An 18,687-nucleotide genomic window follows, 5' to 3' on the forward strand; every position below is an offset into this window, starting at 1 on the left:
GCGAAACACGCATGAATGGTTATTCAGCTTAACGCATCCTCTAGTCCTAAAGTTGCCGCAGCGCAGCAACAACTAATCTGGATCAGTGAGATTCTTTATTGCGTGACAAATATGTCCTTTGGGACATGAGTGATGCGGCAAGCCAGATCCGCTTCGCCCGACGCGACGATATAATGATCGCCCGCATCCACGATGCCCGTCGTAAACACGATGTCTTGCACATACAGCCTGTCCGCCAGCGGCGCGGTCAGGGCAGGGGACGCCTCCAGCAACGGCGCATGGTCGGTCCGCACGACCCGTGCCGGATCGTCCCGGTCCAGCATGGACCAGTAAGTGCGATATGTGCCGACGCTCTCATTCGGCTCCACCCCATGCCACAGCGTAAGCCAGCCATCGTCGGTCAGGATCGGTGGCGCGCCACCCCCGATCCGCGCCGTCGCCAGCGTGTCGGCATGGGGCCGGATGCCCGGCTGCTCGTGGGGCCGCCAGTGCAGCCCGTCAGGGGATGTCGCCAGATTGATCGACGGACCCGCCCGCCACTCGCTGTCGGGCGGATAGGCGAAATAAAGATGCCCCAGCGGTCGCGTCTGCGCCCAGAATTTGCCGTCGATCAGCCCCTCGAACAGCAGCATGTCCTTGTTCTGATGATCCAGCACCAGCCCTTCGCAGCGCCAGTCCAGCCCATCGTCCGACCGATATAACGTCGTCCCATGCCGCTGTGGACTGACCGTGCAGGTCGTCATCCAATAGTGACCGTCGATCCGGCTGATCCGGGCATCCTCGATGCCATAGCATTGGCTGTCCGCCACCGGCGCGATCGCGCGATCATAATGGATGGCGACGATGTCCAGCCCGTCAGGCGACATCTCCACCGGCAACAGCCAGGACAGCGATGTCAGCCCCATCACGCGCCAGCTTTGCCCGCGCAACAGAAATTCGCGCGGATCGGCCGTATCGACACTGTCGATCGACCAGCTATCGAGCAGATAGCGCCCGTCCTGCCAGCGGATCGCCCGGATATGGCCGTCTTTCACCGGCACGGACAAGGCTTCGGCCACCCGCACCATCAGCAGAATATTGCCATTGCCCAACCGGGTCATCCCCGGATTGAACACCCCCAGCACGAACGTGTCAGCGTTCAGCGTCGCCCGTAAAGGCGAGCGGGACAGGTCGATGTCGTCGGGGGACAGGACGATCCGGTCGGTCACATAATCGGGCATGCACGCACCCTATCATCATCGCGACCGGATAGTTGTCTTATCGATTGGCGATACGCCGTGCCATATGCACCGCGCCTGCGCCGACAGCGGCCAATATGCCCAGCTTCGCAACCGTCTTGACCGCGCCCGACGCAAAATAGCCCAGCAACGCGCCCTTTACGCCACTGTCGCCATCACGACGGTCGATCGATGCGCCGATGGCAGTGCCCAGTATATTCTTCATGCGATGATCTCCATTCATTCGGGGGCGCGCGCCTTCGCCAGCGTGCGGGATGATAACGATTCTGTGCCGGCCCTGCCGTCAGGTCAGCGACAGATCCTGCGGCGCGACGCCATAATAGTTGGACACGCGGTCGGCATAGGCCTGATTGAAATCAGGCGCATTGTTGGACCAGCTAGGCCCGCCTTCCAGCAATCGCCGATCGACCGTCACGATATATCCGTCCGCCACATGGTCGTAGGACAGCAACTCGAACGGCAGCGGGTAATAGCTTTTGCCCATGCCCAAAAAGCCGCCTAGGCTCAGCACCGCATAGGTCACCTCGCCGGTCCGCTTGTTGACCATGAAACTATGCACCGAACCCAGCGAATCGCCATCGCGGCTCGCTACCTTGGTGCTATCGACTTTGTTGGAAGACAGCAGCAGGTTGGTCGGAGCGGTGTCGGTCGGGCCGCTGGTATTTTCGGGCATGCGAATTTCTCCTGTGTGGAAATCCCAACCGCCAGGCCGGCCAATCGTTCCGCCTCCGTCGCCCCGGAAACGATAGTTTGGCTCATCGCCTCCCTCCGTTCGCTTCGAGCGAAGTCGAGAAGTCACCAGCGCCGCGATTAAATTTTTCAGCCGAAAGGATGGGGCGTGATGTCAGCTTTAAACTCCCACGCCTTTATCGCTGCCAACTCTGCGCAAAAGCCGGAGACGCCAGAAAACTCGAAGGCTGGGGCGAAGTCGGCGGCGGATCGCACACCCCTTCCTCGATATAGCGCATGGCCGACACCAGCCCGCTTTTGGAAAAGGGTTTGGGAATGACGCCATGCGCCCCGGCAAAATCTTCGGGAATTTTCTTGGGATTGGCTGTCACGAAAATGATAAACGTCTTGGGCCAGCGTTGCCGGATCAGGCGTGACACGTCGATACCGTTCGTGTCCCGCGCCAACTGGATGTCCACAAAAGCGATGTCGGGGCATAAATCCGGGGCCAGTGCCTCGACATCGAACAGCGACGCCGCCTCTGCAATGACCCGATGACCGACATCCTCGATCATATATTCGATGTCCATCGCCAGTAACGCTTCATCCTCGACGATAAGGACCGCAAGTGGTGCCTTGGCGCGCGCCATGATCAATCCTTTGTCGGGAATATAATGCGGACAACTGTCCCTGGGTTATGGTCGTTCCACGTCACGGTCGCCCCGACCTGACGCGACAGGCGCTGGATCAGCATATGGCCCAAACCATCGGCCTGCTCCATCGCTGGCCCGATGCCCGGACCATCGTCTGTGATGACGATAGTCGCCTCGCCATCCGCCTTGCTCACCTCCACGATCAGCGTGCCCGGCCGCCCATGGGCAAAGGCATGTTTGACCGCATTGGTGAACACCTCGTTCAATACCAGCCCCAGCGCGGCGGCGACGCCCGAAGGCACCTCCACGGGTTCGATATGAGTCACGACCTCGATGTCCTCGCGCCCGCTCGCGCCGATCACGTCGCTGACCAGATTGGCGGTGAACGCGCCGACGTCAAACCGCGTGACATCATCGGACTGATACAGCCGCCGATGGACCGTCGCCAGCGCGTCGATCCGCTCCAGCATTGCCTCCAGCTTGGCGGCGATCGCCGGATCCTCGATCATGCGGGCCTGCAACCGCAACAGCGACCCGATCATCGTCAGGTTGTTCTTTACCCGATGATCGACCTCGTGCAGCAGCAGCGTCTTGGCCTCCAGCGCGGCGTTCAGTTCCGCCGTGCGACGCTGCACCTCCTGCTCGATCTCGTCGTGCCGCTGGCTGATCGCCTTCTGCGCCTCGATCCGCTGCGTTACGTCCAGTTGCGAGGCAAAGAAAAACTGTACCTCACCCGCATCGTTGCGCACGGGACTGAGATAAAGCGCATTCCAGAATGTCGATCCGTCCTTGCGATAATTCAATATGTCGATCGCAATGTCGGTCTTTTCCGCAATGGCATTTCGGATTTGCGTGACGGACGCCGGGTCTGTGTCTGGCCCCTGAAGGAACCGGCAATTGCGGCCGATAATCTCATCGCGGCCATAACCGCTCAAATTCTGGAACGCCTCGTTACAAAATATGATGGGATTGTCGGGCTGCGCGGGATCGGTGATGACCATGGGCATCCGCGTCGCCCGCACTGCGGCTGCAAAAGGATCGCCCCGACCGGGACCATGCTTCACTGCGTCCGTCAGATGCCAGTCGTCTCGTTGCTCCACCATGTCTCCTTTCAGACATTCGGCCAAATCATTTGTCCCATCTCAACCCCACATCGCAAAAGATCGTTCCGATTGCCGGAAAAGATAGCCGGGGTGGCCCGGTTCCCCTGCGAATAACCTGCTCAAGGCACGGCGTTTGAGTTGACCATCGTCGCATCATCGACCAGTGGTCAGAACAGTTTATACAAGTGGGAGCGACAATCGGCGGTGGGTCAGGAGCGACTATATCAGGATCTTGCCCGCGCGTTGCTGGATGACCTGGCGCAGGGCCGCTATCTCGTCGGCACGCGCTTGCCGGCCGAACGCGAACTGGCCGCCGTTCACGGCGTCTCGCGCCCCACCGTGCGCGAAGCGATGATCGCGCTCGAAGTGCAGGGGCTGATCGAAGTGCGGGTGGGATCGGGCGCCTATGTCGTGCGCCTGCCGGGGGCAGGGGACATTCCCGGCTTCGGCATTTCCGCCTTCGAACTCACCGAAGCGCGCCTGCTGTTTGAAGGGGAGGCGGCGGCGCTCGCCGCGACTCAGGTGTCCGCGCAGGATCTGGCGGAGATCGAAGCGCTGATCGTGGAAATTGCGCGTGAAAATCAGGATCCGTCCGGTTCGGTGGAGGCTGATCGCGCCTTCCACCTCGCCATCGCCCGTGCGACCCGCAATCAGGCCATCTATCAGGCGGTCGAACAATTGTGGACGCTGCGCTTCTCCTCGCCCGAAGCCTCGCTGCTGCATGAAAAGGCGCGTACCGCCAATATCAAGCCGGTGGTGGACGAACATCGTGCCGTGCTCGACGCCCTGCGTGCGGGGGACGCGGCTGCGGCTCGCACGGCGATGCGCGCCCATCTGTCCGCCGTCCTCGACAGCCTGCTCTTCGCCACGGAGGAACGCGCCCTTGCCGAAGCGCGCCGCGCGGTACAGGCAAAGCGAGATCGTTACAGAAGCGCAACGACCTGATTTCCAGATAGGCGTTTATGCCTATGTCTCACTCTGGAAATTGCACGCCCTTTTCCGCCCCGCCGTCTCCGGCAAACGCAGCAAAACCGGCAATACACACAGCGCCACGATCGCAATCATCGCGCCGGGCGCTGGCATCCATCCTGTCCTGCTGACCAGCATATGCGACAGGTAGGGCGTCAGCCCGCCAAAGATCGCCGTCGCGCTCGTCGCCCCGAATGCCAGCCCGCTCAATCGCCCTTCGCCCGGAAACTGCTCCGCCGTCGTGACTGCCCCCACTGCACTGACGCCCCCGCCCAGGCACGCGAGCAGGATCGCCCCGCCCAGCGCCAGCGCATAGGGTCCGTTGGCCATGATCGAAAACATCAGCACCGGCAGCAACGTGCCGATGACTGCCAGCGCGACCAGCACAGGCTTGCGCCCGATCCTGTCGGCCAGCAAACCCACCAGCGGCGTGATCAGCACGACCGCGACTGCAGCGATGGTGGACAGCTGCAACGCCATACTCTCGTCCATTGCCTTCGTACTGGTCAGGAAACTCGGCACATAGACGATGCCGACATAATAGGTGATCGACCCCAGGGCCGAAATCGCAAAGCCCCGCGCGATCGCGGCGCGATGGTGGGTCAGGCTGTGGCGCAGCGGATTGCGCGGCACGCTGCCCTTCGCCTGCTGCTGCAGGAAATCGGGCGACTCCTCGATCGTCGATCGCGCCAGCAACACCATCGCCGCCAGCGCTGCGCCGACGAAGAACGGCACCCGCCATCCCCACGCGTCCAGACTGGCCTGATCGAGCGAAGCGACGGTGATTGCGGACAGGGCGACGGCCAGCAATCCGCCAATCTCACTCGCCGCCGCCGCCAGCGACGTGACCAGCCCCCGCCGATGTCGCGGCGCGCCCTCCATCAGATAGGCGACCACGCCGGTATATTCACCCCCGACTGAAAAGGCCATGACACAGCGCAGGAACAGCAGCATCCATCCTGCCCACGGCCCCACCTGCGCATAGGTCGGCAACAGCGCCGTCGCCAGCATCGCCGCCGTCATCAACGCCATCGACAGCAACATCGTCACCCGCCGACCATAGCGATCGCCGATATGCCCGAACAGGATCGCCCCCAGCGGCCGCATCAGATAGGCGATGGCAAATCCCACCAGCGCATCGTCCAGCGCCCCGGCCCCGCCGCCAAAGAAGGTGCGGGACAGCACCGTCGCCAGATAAAGATAGAGGGTGAAGTCATACCATTCGACCACCGTCGACAGCGTCGCCACGACGATCGATCGCCTGGACATGGGAGCGTCCGTCCCGCCCGAACCCTGCATCTTCATTCCCTTCGACGTCAGGCCAGCGTCACATATATTTCCGCTTCGATCATCCATGCCCCCGCAACTTCCCGCCATTTGGCGCTATAGCTGCCGGACGCCAGCGTCCGATTGTCAGGGGAACTGGCCTGCCAATGCCCTACCTCCATCGCGACCGGCTCGACTGGCGAAATCTGTATGCTGTCTGGCGTGCGGACATAGAGGGTCGGCGCCTTCGCCTTGAATTCCTGCTTCCACGCGGCAAGCTGGGCCTTGCGATTGGGCAGCAGCGCGCTGTCGGTCCCGGTGACGAGGATCGCGCCGGGCGCCAGCAGCGTGCCGATCATCGTCAGGTCGCCTTCGGCCAGCGCCGCATTGAACGTTGCCCGCCGCATCCGGATGGCCAATTCTGGTGATAAGGTCATGGGCGATGCTAACCTCTGGTCAAAGCGCCGTCGAGTATTTGCGCGGCAAGCCGATGCAGCTATGCATTGCACGTATGAAGACGAAGACGCGCCGCTATCTCACCGCCACGATGGCCGATGGTTATGTGAAGACGATCGGGCCGACGACGGACGCCTTCACCCATTATTGGCGCGTCGTTGCCGTTCTGGAAAATGGCAAGACCGAAATCTTCTGGGGCCATAGCCGGTCATTGGCCGAAGCGAAAAAGAAGCGCATCGCTTTGCAGGACGCGGCCCGCATGCGCGGCTGGACGCGGCATGATTTCGAAATCGTGGCACTGACCGAAACGCCTGCCTGATCGCCATCGCAGGCAGATCAGGCAGGCGCAATCAGCGATCAGCCAATAGGCCCGGCGCGCTTCTTATATCAGGACGGCTCGGCAACCTTCTTGCCAGCCCGGATGCTCAACCGGCTACGCGAAGACTTGGGCGCCGCTTTGTCTGCCGGCGCCGCACTATCCTGCGCAGGGGCGGTAACGGCCTTCGCCTTTTTAGGGGCTTTGGGGCTTTGGTCCGCCGCGCTCTTGGCGGCCGCCTTGGCACGGCGCGCGGGCTTCTCCACTGCTGCTGCAGGCGCGGCGACTGCAGGAGCGCTGACTTCGGTCGCAACGGCTGGCTGCGCTTTGCCGTCGGCCTTCGCACGACCCTTGCGCGCAACGGGCTTTGCTTCGTCGGCAGGCTGCGGCGGTGCCGTGTCGGCACTGGTCACGGCTGCTGCATTGGCCCCGCTCATCCGCGCCGCCGTGCCACGCTGGCCCAGGCCCAGCTTTTGCGCCACAGCCCGCCGCTGTTCGGAATAGTCCGCCGCGACCATCGGATAGGATTTGGGCAATCCGTAACGCGCGCGATAGGTGTCGGGCGTCAGGCCATGCGTCGCCAGATGACGCTTGAGCGTCTTGTAGGGGCGGCCATCAATCAGGCTGATGATATGGTCGCGCGACGCTGTGCTTTTGCGAATGCTGACGGCCGGCACATGCGCGGGGACTTCGGGCGCGGCTTCCGGAGTGTCGGCCACAAGTGCGGCGCGTGTTGTCTGGATCAGCGCGGCAAGTTCATTGCTGGGAACCAGATTGTTAGTGACATAGGCGCTCAGCAACTGAACGGTCAAAATCGTGATATCCGGCTGTGCGCTGTCGGCCATATTATATCCTGTCATGATTATATGTTGGTCGATAACATTGCCGACCTTTCGGCGACTGTTGTGACAATCATCCTGCATTTTGTCAAAGGTGACTGGTGCAAAAGGGCTTATACATCTTATCCTTCCGTGCCGTTGCAAATGTGCTGGCCAGATCAGTGTCGAAATCAGGCGCGCTGCATCGAACTGATATATTCATATCACTGATGCCGCTTTTGTGGTGAAATCGTTTCAGAACAGCTGGCGAAAAAACCGATAAAGAAACTTCTTTTCATCTGGGATATGGCATAGTCTGCAAATGACACATGCACAGCCAGCACCGCCGGAAGGCATTGCAAATGACTGGACCATAGGACAGGACTGGGCTTCTTATTCGCCGCAGGACCACTCCATGTGGGACAGGCTGTTCGCGCGACAGGCCAGCATGTTGCCGGACCGGGTTGTGCCAGAATTTATCGACGGCCTCGACGTCCTGCGCATCGCCCGCCCCGGCATCCCGGACTTCGGCGAATTGTCGGAACGACTGATGAAGCGGACGGGGTGGCAGGTCGTCGCCGTGCCGGGACTGGTCCCCGATAAAGTGTTTTTCGAACATCTCGCCAATCGCCGCTTCGTCGCTGGGCGCTTCATTCGCACGCCCGACCAGATCGATTATCTGGAAGAACCCGATGTCTTCCACGACGTCTTTGGCCACGTCCCGTTGCTCGCGAACCCGGTCTTTGCTGATTATATGCAGGCCTATGGTGAAGGCGGTTTGCGGGCACAGGGACTGGGCGCGATTGATCGGCTGGCGCGCCTTTACTGGTATACGGTCGAATTCGGCCTGATCCGTCGCGATGGCGCATTGCGGCTGTACGGCGCGGGGATCGTCTCCTCCCATGCGGAATCGTGCTTTGCACTGGACGATCCCTCGCCCCATCGCATCGACTTCAATCTTCAGCGGCTGATGCGCACGCAATATCGGATCGACGACTTCCAGCAGAGCTATTTCATCGTCGACAGTTTCGAGGATCTGCTGAAGCAGACGCTCGATACCGACTTCGCGCCACTATATCGCGCTCTGGAAGGGCAAAGCGACATCGCGCCCGACGTCGTGCTGCCTGACGACCATGTGCATCATCTCGGCACGCAGGCCCATTCCCGCCGAACCGCAACCAGCATTACATAATCCACAGAGAGGATCGCCCGATGACCAATGCGCATGACAATCCCCTGGGCCTCAATGGCTTCGAGTTCGTGGAATTTACCTCGCCCGACCCCGAAGCAATGGCCGCGCAGTTTCAGCAACTGGGCTTCGTGCCCACCCACCGCCATCCGTCCAAGAATATCACACGCTATAAGCAGGGCCGCATCAACCTGATGCTTAACCGCGACGATGCGGGCCGGGTCGCCGCATTCCGTGGCGAACATGGCCCGTCCGCCAGCGCGATGGCTTTCCGCGTCGCCGATCCGCATGCGGCGATGGCATGGGCGCAGGACAATGGCGCCAGGCCCACGGAAGAGGATGATACCGTCATTCAGGGGATCGGCGGCTCCTATCTCTATTTCATACATGACGGCGTGGACCCCTATGCCGACTGGGCCGAATTTCCCGGCTGGCAGGAAGCGGAAGCGCGCAACAATGTCGGCCTCGACCTGTTGGATCATCTGACCCATAATGTACGGCGCGGCCACATGCGGGTTTGGAGCGAGTTTTACCGCACCCTGTTCGGGTTCGAGGAACAGAAATTCTTCGACATCAAGGGGCAGGCGACTGCCCTGTTCAGTCAGGCCATGATCGCGCCTGATCGCGCGATCCGTATCCCGCTCAACGAAAGCCAGGACGACAAGAGCCAGATCGAAGAGTTCATCCGCCAATATAATGGTGAGGGGATCCAGCATCTCGCGCTTACCACCAACAACATTTACGATACGGTCGAACGCCTGCGCGCGCGCGGCGTGCAGTTGCAGGACACGATCGAAACCTATTATGAACTGGTGGACCAGCGCGTGCCGGGCCATGGCGAGGATATGGAGCGGCTGAAGAAAAACCGCATCCTGATAGACGGCAGCGTGGAAACGGATGAGGGGATTCTGCTCCAGATCTTTACCGAAAATATGTTCGGTCCGATCTTCTTTGAAATCATTCAGCGCAAAGGCAATGAAGGCTTTGGCAACGGCAATTTTCAGGCCTTGTTCGAAAGTATCGAACTGGACCAGATCCGGCGCGGCGTCGTTAGCGTAGAGGCGTAAGGCAAGGCGTGGAGACCATGGCGAGCGCAGCGGTTGAGCCGGTCATGACAGGTTTCGGCAACCATCACGAAACGGAGGCGGTGCCGGGCGCCTTGCCGGTCGGGCGCAATTCGCCGCAGCGCCCGGCTTATGGCCTCTATGCCGAACAATTTTCCGCCACCGCCTTCACCGCGCCGCGTGCGGAGAACCGTCGCAGCTGGTTCTACCGGATGCGCCCCACGGCCAGCCACGCACCCTTCACGCCCCATGCGCGCCATAGCCTGCTGCGGTCCGGGCCATTTACCGAACATCCCCCGTCGCCCAACCGGCTGCGCTGGAATCCGCTTCCCGATCCCGTAACGCCCACCGATTTCATCGACGGTCTGGTGACATATGCCGGAAATGGCGATGTCGGGGCGGGATGGGGATGCGGCATCCATCTCTACGCCGCCAACGCATCGATGGTAGATCGCGCCTTCTTTTCCGCCGATGGCGAATGGCTGATCGTCCCCCGCGCGGGTCGCTTGCGGATCGTGACGGAAATGGGCGTGCTGACCATCGCTCCCCTGCAGATCGCCCTCATCCCTCGCGGTATCCGCTTCCGGGTCGAACTGCTGGACGATGTGGCGCATGGCTATGTCTGTGAAAATTACGGCCAGTTGCTGCGTCTGCCCGAACTGGGTCCGATCGGGGCCAACGGGCTGGCTCAGGCGCGCGATTTCGAATGTCCCGTCGCGGCCTATGAGGATGTCGATCGCCCTTGCGAAGTCATCCACAAATTCCATGGACAACTCTGGTCCACCACATTGCCGCACAGCCCGTTCGACGTTGTGGCATGGCATGGCAATATCGCCCCCTATCGTTATGATTTGAGGCGCTTCAATGTGATGGGTACGGTCAGTTTCGATCACCCCGATCCATCGATCTTCACCGTCCTGACCAGCACCAGCGACATTGAGGGCACCGCCAACATGGATTTCGTCATCTTTCCACCGCGCTGGATGGTGGCCGAAGACACGTTCAGGCCACCCTGGTTTCACCGCAATATCATGAGTGAATATATGGGCCTTATCGATGGTAGTTACGATGCGAAGGCAGGCGGCTTTGCGCCGGGTGGCGGGAGCCTGCACAATTGCATGTCGGCGCATGGACCCGATGTCCAAAGCCATGCGAAAGCGAGCGCCACCGCGCTAACGCCTCAGCGAATAGAAGATAGCATGGCCTTCATGATCGAAAGCCGTTACCCGATCGCGCCGACCGGCTGGGGGATGACCACTCCACTGTTGCAATCCGATTATGACGATTGCTGGAAAGGCTTTGAAAAGGCCGATCTTTCTACCGTAGGAAACGAAAACCGATGAGCTGGTGGACCACCGACGAGACCCATGATCCCGCCCGCACCAGTTGGGTCGAAGGCACTGATACCCATCCCGATTTCCCCATCCAGAACCTGCCGCTGGGCCTGTTTGCGCCTGCCGGGCAGGAAGCACGGATCGGCATCGCCATTGGCGCGATGATCCTGGACCTGCGCGCCTGCGTCGCAGCGGGGCTGCTGGAGGCAGATATCCACCGTCCGTGCCAGTCGGATAGCGTCAATAGCTTGCTGGGCCTTGCCAGCGGCCACCGACGCGCGCTGCGACGGCGCATCAGCGCGCTGCTCAGCGATCCGGCCTACCGCGATCTGGTGTCGCCGCTGCTGCATCGGGCATCAGACTGCACGCTGCATGTCCCAGCCCGGATCGGCGACTATACCGACTTCTACGTCGGCATCCACCATGCCAACAATGTGGGCAAACAGTTCCGGCCCGACAATCCGCTGCTTCCCAACTATAAATATGTGCCGATCGGCTATCACGGACGCGCCTCCTCCATCTGTGCGTCGGGGGTGCCGCTGCGCCGTCCTTCCGGCCAATCCAGGACGCCCGATCGGGACACGCCCAGCTTCGGCCCGACTGCCCGGCTCGACTATGAACTGGAACTGGGCGTGTGGATCGGTGCAGGCAATGCGCTGGGTGCGCCTATTCCGATCAGGGAAGCTGGCGATCATATCGCTGGTTTCTGCCTGCTCAACGACTGGTCCGCGCGCGATTTTCAGGCTTGGGAATATCAGCCGCTCGGCCCGTTCCTCGCCAAGAATTTCCACTCCACCATCTCTCCCTGGATCGTCACCGCCGAAGCCATGGCTCCCTTCCGCATCGCTCAGCCCGCTCGCCCGGAAGGCGACCCGGCGCCTCTGCCGCATCTGCTCGACACCGCCGATCAAAATCATGGCGCGCTGGCCCTGACGCTGGAGGCCCACTTGCTGACCGCCCGCATGCGAGAGGAGGGACTTGCCGCCATCCGCCTCAGCCATGGCCCGGCCACCAGCATGTATTGGACCGTGCAGCAGATCGTTGCCCATCACGCGTCCAACGGGTGCAATCTCAATCCCGGCGACCTGCTCGGCACGGGCACCATTTCCGCACCGACCCGCGATGGTTTCGGCAGCCTGATGGAATTGTCGGTTGGGGGCAGGGAGCCGATCACACTACCCAATGGTGAAACCCGGTCCTTTGTAGAGGATGGCGACGAAATCATCCTGCGGGCGCGGGCGCATGCGGATGGCTTCGTCGCGATCGGCCTTGGCGAATGCAGGGCCATGGTGATGCCCGCCCACTGACCGCGCAAGGCCAAAAACATTTCCCGCAACGTGGCGGCTATGCCAGAATGACACCAGACCTCATGATCTGGACATATGATGAAGCCGCCACAGCATATTGACGAGATAGACCGGAAAATCCTTTCAATTTTGCAAGAGGATGGCTCCATCAGCCACAATGACCTGGCCGGGCAGGTCGGCGCATCCAGCGCGTCATGCTGGCGACGGGTCAAGGCGCTGGAAGCTGCGGGCATCCTCGCCGGATCGGTGCGCCTGCTCGACCCTCAGAAAATCGACCGGGGCGTCAACGTCCTATGCAACATCCGCATGCGCAGCCACGCACCTGACGCGCGCAAGGCGTTCGAGGATTTTGTCGATAGTCGCCCGGAAATCGTGGAGTGCTTTTCCATGTCGGGGGAATGGGATTATCTGCTGCGGATCGTGGTCAGCGACGTGGCCGACTATAATCTCTTCCTGATGCACACATTGCTCGCTCAAGCGACAGTCGCGGGCGCGGCGTCGCATTTCGCGCTGTCGATGACCAAATATACCACTGCGCTGCCGGTCTGACCTTACCCCAAAAGCCGTTTGTAACTCTTGGCCCGACGCGCCATATGCGGGCGCGATCCGATCAACGGCGCAGCGGAGGCAGCCATGAGCGACTATGATTTCGACCTGTTCGTCATTGGTGCGGGGTCAGGCGGCGTGCGTGCATCGCGCGTTGCCGCCGGCCATGGCGCAAAGGTCGCTGTGGCGGAGGAATTTCGCGTCGGCGGCACCTGCGTCATTCGCGGCTGCGTGCCAAAGAAGCTGCTGATCTATGGCGCGCATTTCGCCGAAGATCTGAAAGACGCGCGCCGCTTCGGCTGGAATGTCCCCGACTGTGGTTTCGAATGGCAGGTGCTGCGCGACAATGTGCTGGCGGAGGTGGATCGGCTCGAAGGATTATACGGCAACACGCTCGACAACAATAAAGTCGAAGTCATTCGCGAACGGGCGACCATCACTGGCCCGCATGGTGTGAAACTGGCGAGCGGGCGCGACATCACCGCCAAATATATCCTCATCGCAACTGGTGCCTGGCCGATCACGCCGGAAGTCGAGGGCGCCGAACATGGTCTCACCTCCAACGAAATCTTTCATCTGGACGAATGTCCGCAGCGCATCATGATCGTCGGCGGTGGCTATATCGCCAATGAATTTGCCGGGATATTCCATCAGCTTGGCAGCCGTGTGACGATCGTCAACCGATCCTCCACCCTGCTGCGCGGCTATGACGAAAGCATCCGCGATCGCCTGCTTCAGATTTCCACGATGAAGGGCATCAATTTCCGCTTCAACGCGCAGATGGAGGCTATCGAAAAGCGGGAGGACGGCTCTTTGCATGTCCGCTTCCAGGATGGCGATCCGATCGATTGTGACGTCGTCATGTTCGCGACCGGGCGCAAGCCGCATGTAGACGGGCTAGGTCTGGAGTCCGCCGGGGTCGAACTGACCGACAAGGGCGCGATCAAGGTCGATGACTATAGCCGCACCAGTTGCGATAGCATCTATGCCGTAGGCGACGTGACTGACCGGCTGCAACTGACCCCCGTCGCCATTCGCGAAGGCCATGCCTTTGCCGACACCGTGTTCGGCAATGATCCGCGAACCGTCGATTACAACTGTGTGCCATCAGCCGTGTTCAGCCATCCCCCGCTCGCTGGCGTCGGCATGACCGAGGCGGAGGCGAAGAACAAGCTGGGCACGGTGAAGGTCTATATGTCCGACTTCCGCCCGATGAAGAATGTTCTGGCCGGACGTGAAGAACGCGCGCTCTACAAGATGATCGTGGACGCCACCACCAACCGCGTCGTCGGCCTGCACATGATCGGCCCTGACGCCCCCGAAATTCTTCAGGCAGCGGCAGTCGCGGTCAAGGCTGGCCTGACCAAACAGGCGTTCGACGACACCGTCGCCCTGCATCCCAGCATGGCGGAGGAGCTGGTGCTGCTCAAATAAGCGCGATCAGGACGCGGGTAAAACCGCGCCCTTGTACCGCTCCGCCATGAAACGTTTCACATCGTCGCTGCGCAGGGCAGCGACGAGTTTCTGGACGCGGGGATCGGCCTCGGCGCCGGGCTTGCCCACGACGAAATTGACATAGGGCGATTTGCTGTCCTCGATCGCCAATGCATCGCGCGTCGGATTGAGTTTGGCGTCCAGCGCATAATTGGTGTTGATAAGCGCCAGATCGACCTCGCCCAGCGTGCGGGGCAGGGTGGCCGACTCCAGTTCGCGGAACACCAGCTTCCTGGGGTTGGCGACAACGTCGTGGATGGTGGACAGCGGATTGTCCGGCTGCTTCAACCGCACCAACCCCGCCTTTTGAAGCAGACGCAGCGCACGCCCGCCATTGCTCGGTTCATTGGGAATGGCGACGGTCGCGCCGATCGGCAACTGGTCCAGGCTCTTCCACTTGCGCGAATAGGCGCCCAGCGGCTCGATATGGATGCCCGCTATGGCTTTGAGCGTCGTATTGTTCGCCCTGTTAAATTCGTCCAGATAAGGGCCGGTCTCGAAATAACTGACCTTGATCGCGCCCTGTTCGACCTGAAGATTGGGCTGCACATAGTCGTTGAACACCCGGATATCGAGCTTCACGCCTTTCTTCGCGAGCACCGGGCGGACATGCTCCAATATTTCCGCATGGGGAACAGCCGTCGCAGCCACCGTCAGCACCGCCGGATCGGACGCTGCATTCTGGCCCGTGCCACCGCAACCCGCCAGGATCAGCGCAGGCATGATATAGAAAAACGAGCGGCGCAGCATGGCGGAAATCCTTAACGATGATCGACCCGGCGCGTCAGCCAGTCGCCGGACCATTGGATGAATTGCACCAGCAGGACAAGCAGCACGACCGTCACCAGCATCACGTCCGCCTGAAAGCGTTGATAGCCATAGCGGATCGCCAGATCGCCCAAACCGCCAGCCCCGACGACGCCCGCCATCGCGGTAAAAGACACCAGCGCGATTGCCGTCACCGTGCCGCCGGAAATCAGGCCGGGCAGTGCTTCGGGCAGCAGCACCTTGCCGATAATCTGCATCCGGCTCGCCCCCATCGCCTGCGCTGCCTCGATCGTGGCGCGCGGAATATCGCGCAACGCATTTTCCACCAGCCGCGCATAAAAGGGCGCCGCGCCCGCCACCAGCGGCGGGATTGCACCTGCAACGCCCAGCGATGTGCCGACGATCATCAGCGTCAGCGGGATCATGACGATCAGCAGGATGACGAAGGGAATGGAACGCAGGATATTGACCACTACGCCCAGCAAACGATTGACCGCAATATTCTGGTCCATCTGCCCGCGATCCGTCAAGAACAGCAGCACGCCGAGCGGAACGCCCAACAGGATCGTCAGCACCAGCGACCCGACCAGCATGGTCAGCGTATCCATCGTCGCCTGACCGATGTCGGACCAGACGATGTTGGCAAAAAATCCGTCCATCATCGCGCGTCCCCCAGCAGCGCGCGCGTCGCCTGTTCACGCGACCCCGACAGGATAGCCTCGACCGGCCCGGCCTCCACCAGACGCCCCTGATCCAGCACCGCGACGCAATCGCACACGGCGCGCACGACCTCCATCTCATGCGTAATTAATACGATGGTCAGCCCCATCTCACGATTCAAATCACGCAGCAGGTCCAGCACCGATCGCGTCGTTTCCGGGTCGAGCGCGCTGGTCGCTTCGTCGCACAGTAAGATATCCGGGTGCGTCGCCAGCGCGCGCGCAATACCCACCCGCTGCCGCTGCCCGCCGGACAGGCGCGATGGATAGACGTCGGCCTTGTCCGCAATGCCAACCCGGTCGAGCAGGGCGGCGACGCGCGCATCCCGTTCGGCCCGCGCAACGCCCGCCAACTCCAGTGGCAAAGCGACATTCCCTGCAATGGTCCGGTTGGCGAGCAGGCCGAACGACTGAAAGATCATGCCGACCCGCCTGCGCAACGCGCGCAGCGATGGCTGATCCATCGTCGACAGCGGCGCGCCATTGACGACAACATCGCCGGCACTGGGCCGTTCCAGCCCGTTAATCAGCCGCAACAGCGTTGACTTGCCCGCGCCCGACCGCCCGATAATGCCATAGATCGCCCCGGCGGGAATCGCAAAATCCACATCCGTCAGCGCGGCAGTGCCGTCAGGAAAGCGTTTGGAAAGACTATCGAACCGGATCATAAGGCTGTCGCCCATAGGGCGGTATGCGGGCCGTGATCAAGGGGCGCAAAAGGGCGCGCCAGATCAGGCCGCCAGTCCCAATGCGCGCAGCAGTGCTGCCGAGTCCGGCTCCCGCCCGCGAAACGCCACGAAATTGTCCAGCGCCGGACGCGATCCACCCCGCGCCAGCACATGGTCGCGAAACTGGCCGCCCAACACGGCCCGATCCGCTTTCGCGTCGGCAAAGGCTTCAAACGCGTCGGCCGACAGCCGCTCCGCCCACAAATAGCTGTAATAGCCCGCCGCATAGCCGCCTGCGAAAATATGGCTGAACCCATGGGCGAAGCGATGCCAGTGCGGCGGCTGGATCATGGCGACCTCCTGCCGCACGCCGTTCAGCACCTCTCCGACCGATGGCCCGTCCACTTGCGCCGCCGCGCGATGCAGGCGCAGGTCGAACAGCGCAAATTCCACCTGCCGCAACAGGCCCAACGCGCCCATGAAACGCCGTGCCGCCAGCATACGCCCGATCATCGCGTCATCCAGCGGCGCGCCCGTGTTCTCATGCGCGGACACCCGGCGCAGCATGTTCGGCTCCCAGGCGAAATTCTCCATGAACTGGCTGGGCAATTCCACCGCGTCCCATTCCACCCCGGCGATGCCACCGACCGAGGGTAAGTCCACCTGCGTCAGCAGATGGTGCAGGCAATGACCCATTTCGTGGAAGAGCGTCACCATCTCATTATGCGTGACATGCGCGGGGCGATCGGGACTGCCACTGGCGAAATTGCAGACCAGATAGGCGATCGGCAACTGGCTGAAATCGGCTTCGCGCAAACGCGGACGACACACGTCCATCCACGCCCCGCCGCGCTTGCCCGACCGCGCGAACACATCGCAATAAAGCGCAGCGACTGGCTCGTCCTCGCCCTGCTGGTGCAGCGTGAAATAGCGCACATCATCATGCCACACCGGCGCGTCAGAGGTCCGCACCTCCAGGCCATAAAGCTCGCCAACCAACGCGAAAAGGCCATTCAGAACCCTGGAAAGCGGCAGATGCGCGCGAATCACTGCCTCGTCCAGCGCATGGACTTCCCGCCGCATCCGTTCCGTCGCAAACGCGATATCCCACGGCTGTAGCTCGTCGATGCCCAGAAAATCGCGGGCAAAGTCCGCAATCTCCGCCAATTCCTGCTGCGCGCGCGGCCGTGCGCGTTCAGCCAGATCGACAAGAAACGCGTCCACCTCATCGCCATCACGCGCCATCTTGGTCGACAGCGAAAGGGCGACGCTATCGGCATAGCCCAGCAACGCCGCCGATTGCTGCCGCAACGCCAGCAGCCGCGCGATCCGGTCGCTATTGTCGAACCGCCCCGCATCCGGTCCCTGATCGGACGCGCGCGTACCATAGGCTTCATAGACTGCATGTCGCAGATCGCGGTCCTGCGCGAAGCCGGTAATCGCCCGCACCGATGGCGCATGCAAATCGACCAGCCAGCCCGTCTTGCCCTGCGCCTGCGCCGCCCGCGCCATCGCGTCGCGGTCGCTTTCCGGCACGCCATCCAACCGCGCCGGATCCTCGATCAGCAACGTCCACGCCTCGGTCGCGTCCATGACCGCATTGGCAAATTCGGTCGCGATGCGCCCCTGCTCCACGCTGTTGGCCGCAAACGCCTCCCGCTCATCGCCATCCAGCGCCACGCCCGACAGGATGAAGCCTTGCAGCGTCAGCGACAACGCACGGGATTCCGCTTCGCCCAGATCGTCGGTGGGCAGCGCAAAAAGCGCATCATAGAGCGCGCGGTCCTGACCCACTTCGGCGAAATAGGCATCGATCAACGGCTGCGCCTCCGCATGGGCAGCGCGCAGCTCTGGCGTATTGGCCACACCGACAAGGTGATTGACCGTCGCCCATACACGACTGAGCGCAGCATCGGCGCTTTCCTTGGCCAGAAATACGGCAGCGAAACCCTGTTCATCGGCGCATCGGCGCATTGCGGCACGATGATCGGCGATCGCGCTCTCCACGGCTGGCAGGATATGCGCCGGTTCGATCGTACCGAAACGTGGGTGCAACTGAGCGTCAAGCAGGGGATTGGATATTATGTCTGTCATCATGCTTCATAACTTC

The 18,687-nt window shown here is 61.6% G+C and carries 20 protein-coding genes; 8 read left to right on the forward strand and 12 right to left on the reverse strand.

Annotated features, from left to right (window positions below; translation table 11 throughout):
• Window positions 1-95: 95 nt before the first annotated feature.
• The 5 genes from WA070_RS06670 to WA070_RS06690 all read right to left on the reverse strand — a co-directional run bounded on the left by WA070_RS06670 (window position 96) and on the right by WA070_RS06690 (window position 3,663).
• The gene (locus WA070_RS06670; protein WP_422633310.1) at window positions 96-1,220 is read right to left on the reverse strand and encodes a glycosidase; all 1,125 of its coding nucleotides are present in this window, start codon (window positions 1,218-1,220) and stop codon (window positions 96-98) included.
• Window positions 1,221-1,257: 37 nt separating this feature from the next.
• Window positions 1,258-1,443, reverse strand: a complete 186-nt coding sequence (locus tag WA070_RS06675) for a hypothetical protein (RefSeq protein ID WP_422633311.1) — start codon at window positions 1,441-1,443, stop codon at window positions 1,258-1,260.
• Between the two features lie 78 nt (window positions 1,444-1,521).
• On the reverse strand, window positions 1,522-1,911 hold the full coding sequence (locus WA070_RS06680) for a PRC-barrel domain-containing protein (protein ID WP_422633312.1): 390 nt from the start codon (window positions 1,909-1,911) through the stop codon (window positions 1,522-1,524).
• Window positions 1,912-2,104: 193 nt separating this feature from the next.
• Window positions 2,105-2,557, reverse strand: a complete 453-nt coding sequence (locus tag WA070_RS06685; protein ID WP_422633313.1) for a response regulator — start codon at window positions 2,555-2,557, stop codon at window positions 2,105-2,107.
• Window positions 2,558-2,559: 2 nt separating this feature from the next.
• The gene (locus tag WA070_RS06690; RefSeq protein ID WP_422633314.1) at window positions 2,560-3,663 is read right to left on the reverse strand and encodes a PAS domain-containing protein; all 1,104 of its coding nucleotides are present in this window, start codon (window positions 3,661-3,663) and stop codon (window positions 2,560-2,562) included.
• A 204-nt stretch (window positions 3,664-3,867) separates the two neighbouring features.
• Here WA070_RS06690 and WA070_RS06695 point away from each other — a divergent pair, with 204 nt between their 5' ends.
• Window positions 3,868-4,608 (forward strand): FadR/GntR family transcriptional regulator, encoded by a 741-nt coding sequence (locus tag WA070_RS06695; protein ID WP_422633340.1) that lies wholly within the window; start codon window positions 3,868-3,870, stop codon window positions 4,606-4,608.
• 21 nt (window positions 4,609-4,629) lie between these two features.
• Here the strand turns inward: WA070_RS06695 and WA070_RS06700 are convergent, their stop codons facing one another.
• Both WA070_RS06700 and WA070_RS06705 read right to left on the reverse strand, forming a co-directional pair.
• Window positions 4,630-5,901: an MFS transporter gene (locus WA070_RS06700; protein ID WP_422633315.1), complete on the reverse strand. Its 1,272-nt coding sequence runs from the start codon at window positions 5,899-5,901 to the stop codon at window positions 4,630-4,632.
• A gap of 47 nt (window positions 5,902-5,948) precedes the next feature.
• On the reverse strand, window positions 5,949-6,335 hold the full coding sequence (locus WA070_RS06705) for a nuclear transport factor 2 family protein (protein WP_422633316.1): 387 nt from the start codon (window positions 6,333-6,335) through the stop codon (window positions 5,949-5,951).
• 74 nt (window positions 6,336-6,409) lie between these two features.
• On the opposite strand from WA070_RS06705, the gene WA070_RS06710 reads away from it, so the two are divergent.
• Complete coding sequence (locus WA070_RS06710) at window positions 6,410-6,673, forward strand: hypothetical protein (protein WP_422633317.1); 264 nt, start codon at window positions 6,410-6,412, stop codon at window positions 6,671-6,673.
• Window positions 6,674-6,741: 68 nt separating this feature from the next.
• Here the strand turns inward: WA070_RS06710 and WA070_RS06715 are convergent, their stop codons facing one another.
• A complete protein-coding gene (locus tag WA070_RS06715) occupies window positions 6,742-7,530 on the reverse strand; it encodes a MucR family transcriptional regulator (RefSeq protein WP_422633318.1) in 789 nt (262 codons plus the stop codon).
• A 280-nt stretch (window positions 7,531-7,810) separates the two neighbouring features.
• Here WA070_RS06715 and phhA point away from each other — a divergent pair, with 280 nt between their 5' ends.
• The 6 genes from phhA to gor all read left to right on the forward strand — a co-directional run bounded on the left by phhA (window position 7,811) and on the right by gor (window position 14,362).
• The gene (phhA, locus tag WA070_RS06720) at window positions 7,811-8,680 is read left to right on the forward strand and encodes a phenylalanine 4-monooxygenase (RefSeq protein ID WP_422633319.1); all 870 of its coding nucleotides are present in this window, start codon (window positions 7,811-7,813) and stop codon (window positions 8,678-8,680) included.
• A 20-nt stretch (window positions 8,681-8,700) separates the two neighbouring features.
• The gene (gene hppD / locus WA070_RS06725) at window positions 8,701-9,744 is read left to right on the forward strand and encodes a 4-hydroxyphenylpyruvate dioxygenase (protein ID WP_422633320.1); all 1,044 of its coding nucleotides are present in this window, start codon (window positions 8,701-8,703) and stop codon (window positions 9,742-9,744) included.
• Between the two features lie 44 nt (window positions 9,745-9,788).
• Window positions 9,789-11,084 carry a homogentisate 1,2-dioxygenase gene (gene hmgA / locus WA070_RS06730; protein ID WP_422633341.1) on the forward strand — a complete coding sequence of 432 codons (1,296 nt, stop codon included), beginning with the start codon at window positions 9,789-9,791 and terminating at the stop codon, window positions 11,082-11,084.
• Entirely contained in the window at window positions 11,081-12,382 is a 1,302-nt protein-coding gene (gene fahA / locus WA070_RS06735; protein WP_422633321.1) for a fumarylacetoacetase, read from the forward strand. Before hmgA ends, fahA begins: the two co-directional genes overlap by 4 nt.
• Window positions 12,383-12,460: 78 nt before the next feature.
• Window positions 12,461-12,931, forward strand: coding sequence for an Lrp/AsnC family transcriptional regulator (locus WA070_RS06740; protein ID WP_422633342.1), 471 nt, complete (start codon window positions 12,461-12,463; stop codon window positions 12,929-12,931).
• A gap of 84 nt (window positions 12,932-13,015) precedes the next feature.
• Window positions 13,016-14,362, forward strand: a complete 1,347-nt coding sequence (gor, locus tag WA070_RS06745) for a glutathione-disulfide reductase (RefSeq protein ID WP_422633322.1) — start codon at window positions 13,016-13,018, stop codon at window positions 14,360-14,362.
• Window positions 14,363-14,368: 6 nt separating this feature from the next.
• Here the strand turns inward: gor and WA070_RS06750 are convergent, their stop codons facing one another.
• Genes WA070_RS06750 through WA070_RS06765 form a run of 4 tightly spaced genes read right to left on the reverse strand, consistent with a single transcriptional unit; the run spans window position 14,369 to window position 18,671 of the window.
• Window positions 14,369-15,172 carry a MetQ/NlpA family ABC transporter substrate-binding protein gene (locus WA070_RS06750; RefSeq protein WP_422633323.1) on the reverse strand — a complete coding sequence of 268 codons (804 nt, stop codon included), beginning with the start codon at window positions 15,170-15,172 and terminating at the stop codon, window positions 14,369-14,371.
• 11 nt (window positions 15,173-15,183) lie between these two features.
• A complete protein-coding gene (locus WA070_RS06755; RefSeq protein WP_422633343.1) occupies window positions 15,184-15,849 on the reverse strand; it encodes a methionine ABC transporter permease in 666 nt (221 codons plus the stop codon).
• Window positions 15,849-16,592, reverse strand: coding sequence for a methionine ABC transporter ATP-binding protein (locus tag WA070_RS06760; RefSeq protein ID WP_422633324.1), 744 nt, complete (start codon window positions 16,590-16,592; stop codon window positions 15,849-15,851). Before WA070_RS06760 ends, WA070_RS06755 begins: the two co-directional genes overlap by 1 nt.
• A 48-nt stretch (window positions 16,593-16,640) precedes the next feature.
• Entirely contained in the window at window positions 16,641-18,671 is a 2,031-nt protein-coding gene (locus WA070_RS06765; RefSeq protein WP_422633344.1) for a M3 family metallopeptidase, read from the reverse strand.
• Window positions 18,672-18,687 lie beyond the last annotated feature (16 nt).

Origin of the sequence: Sphingobium sp., from assembly GCF_049304695.1 — a bacterium.
In the GTDB taxonomy this organism is placed as follows: Bacteria; Pseudomonadota; Alphaproteobacteria; order Sphingomonadales; family Sphingomonadaceae; genus Sphingobium.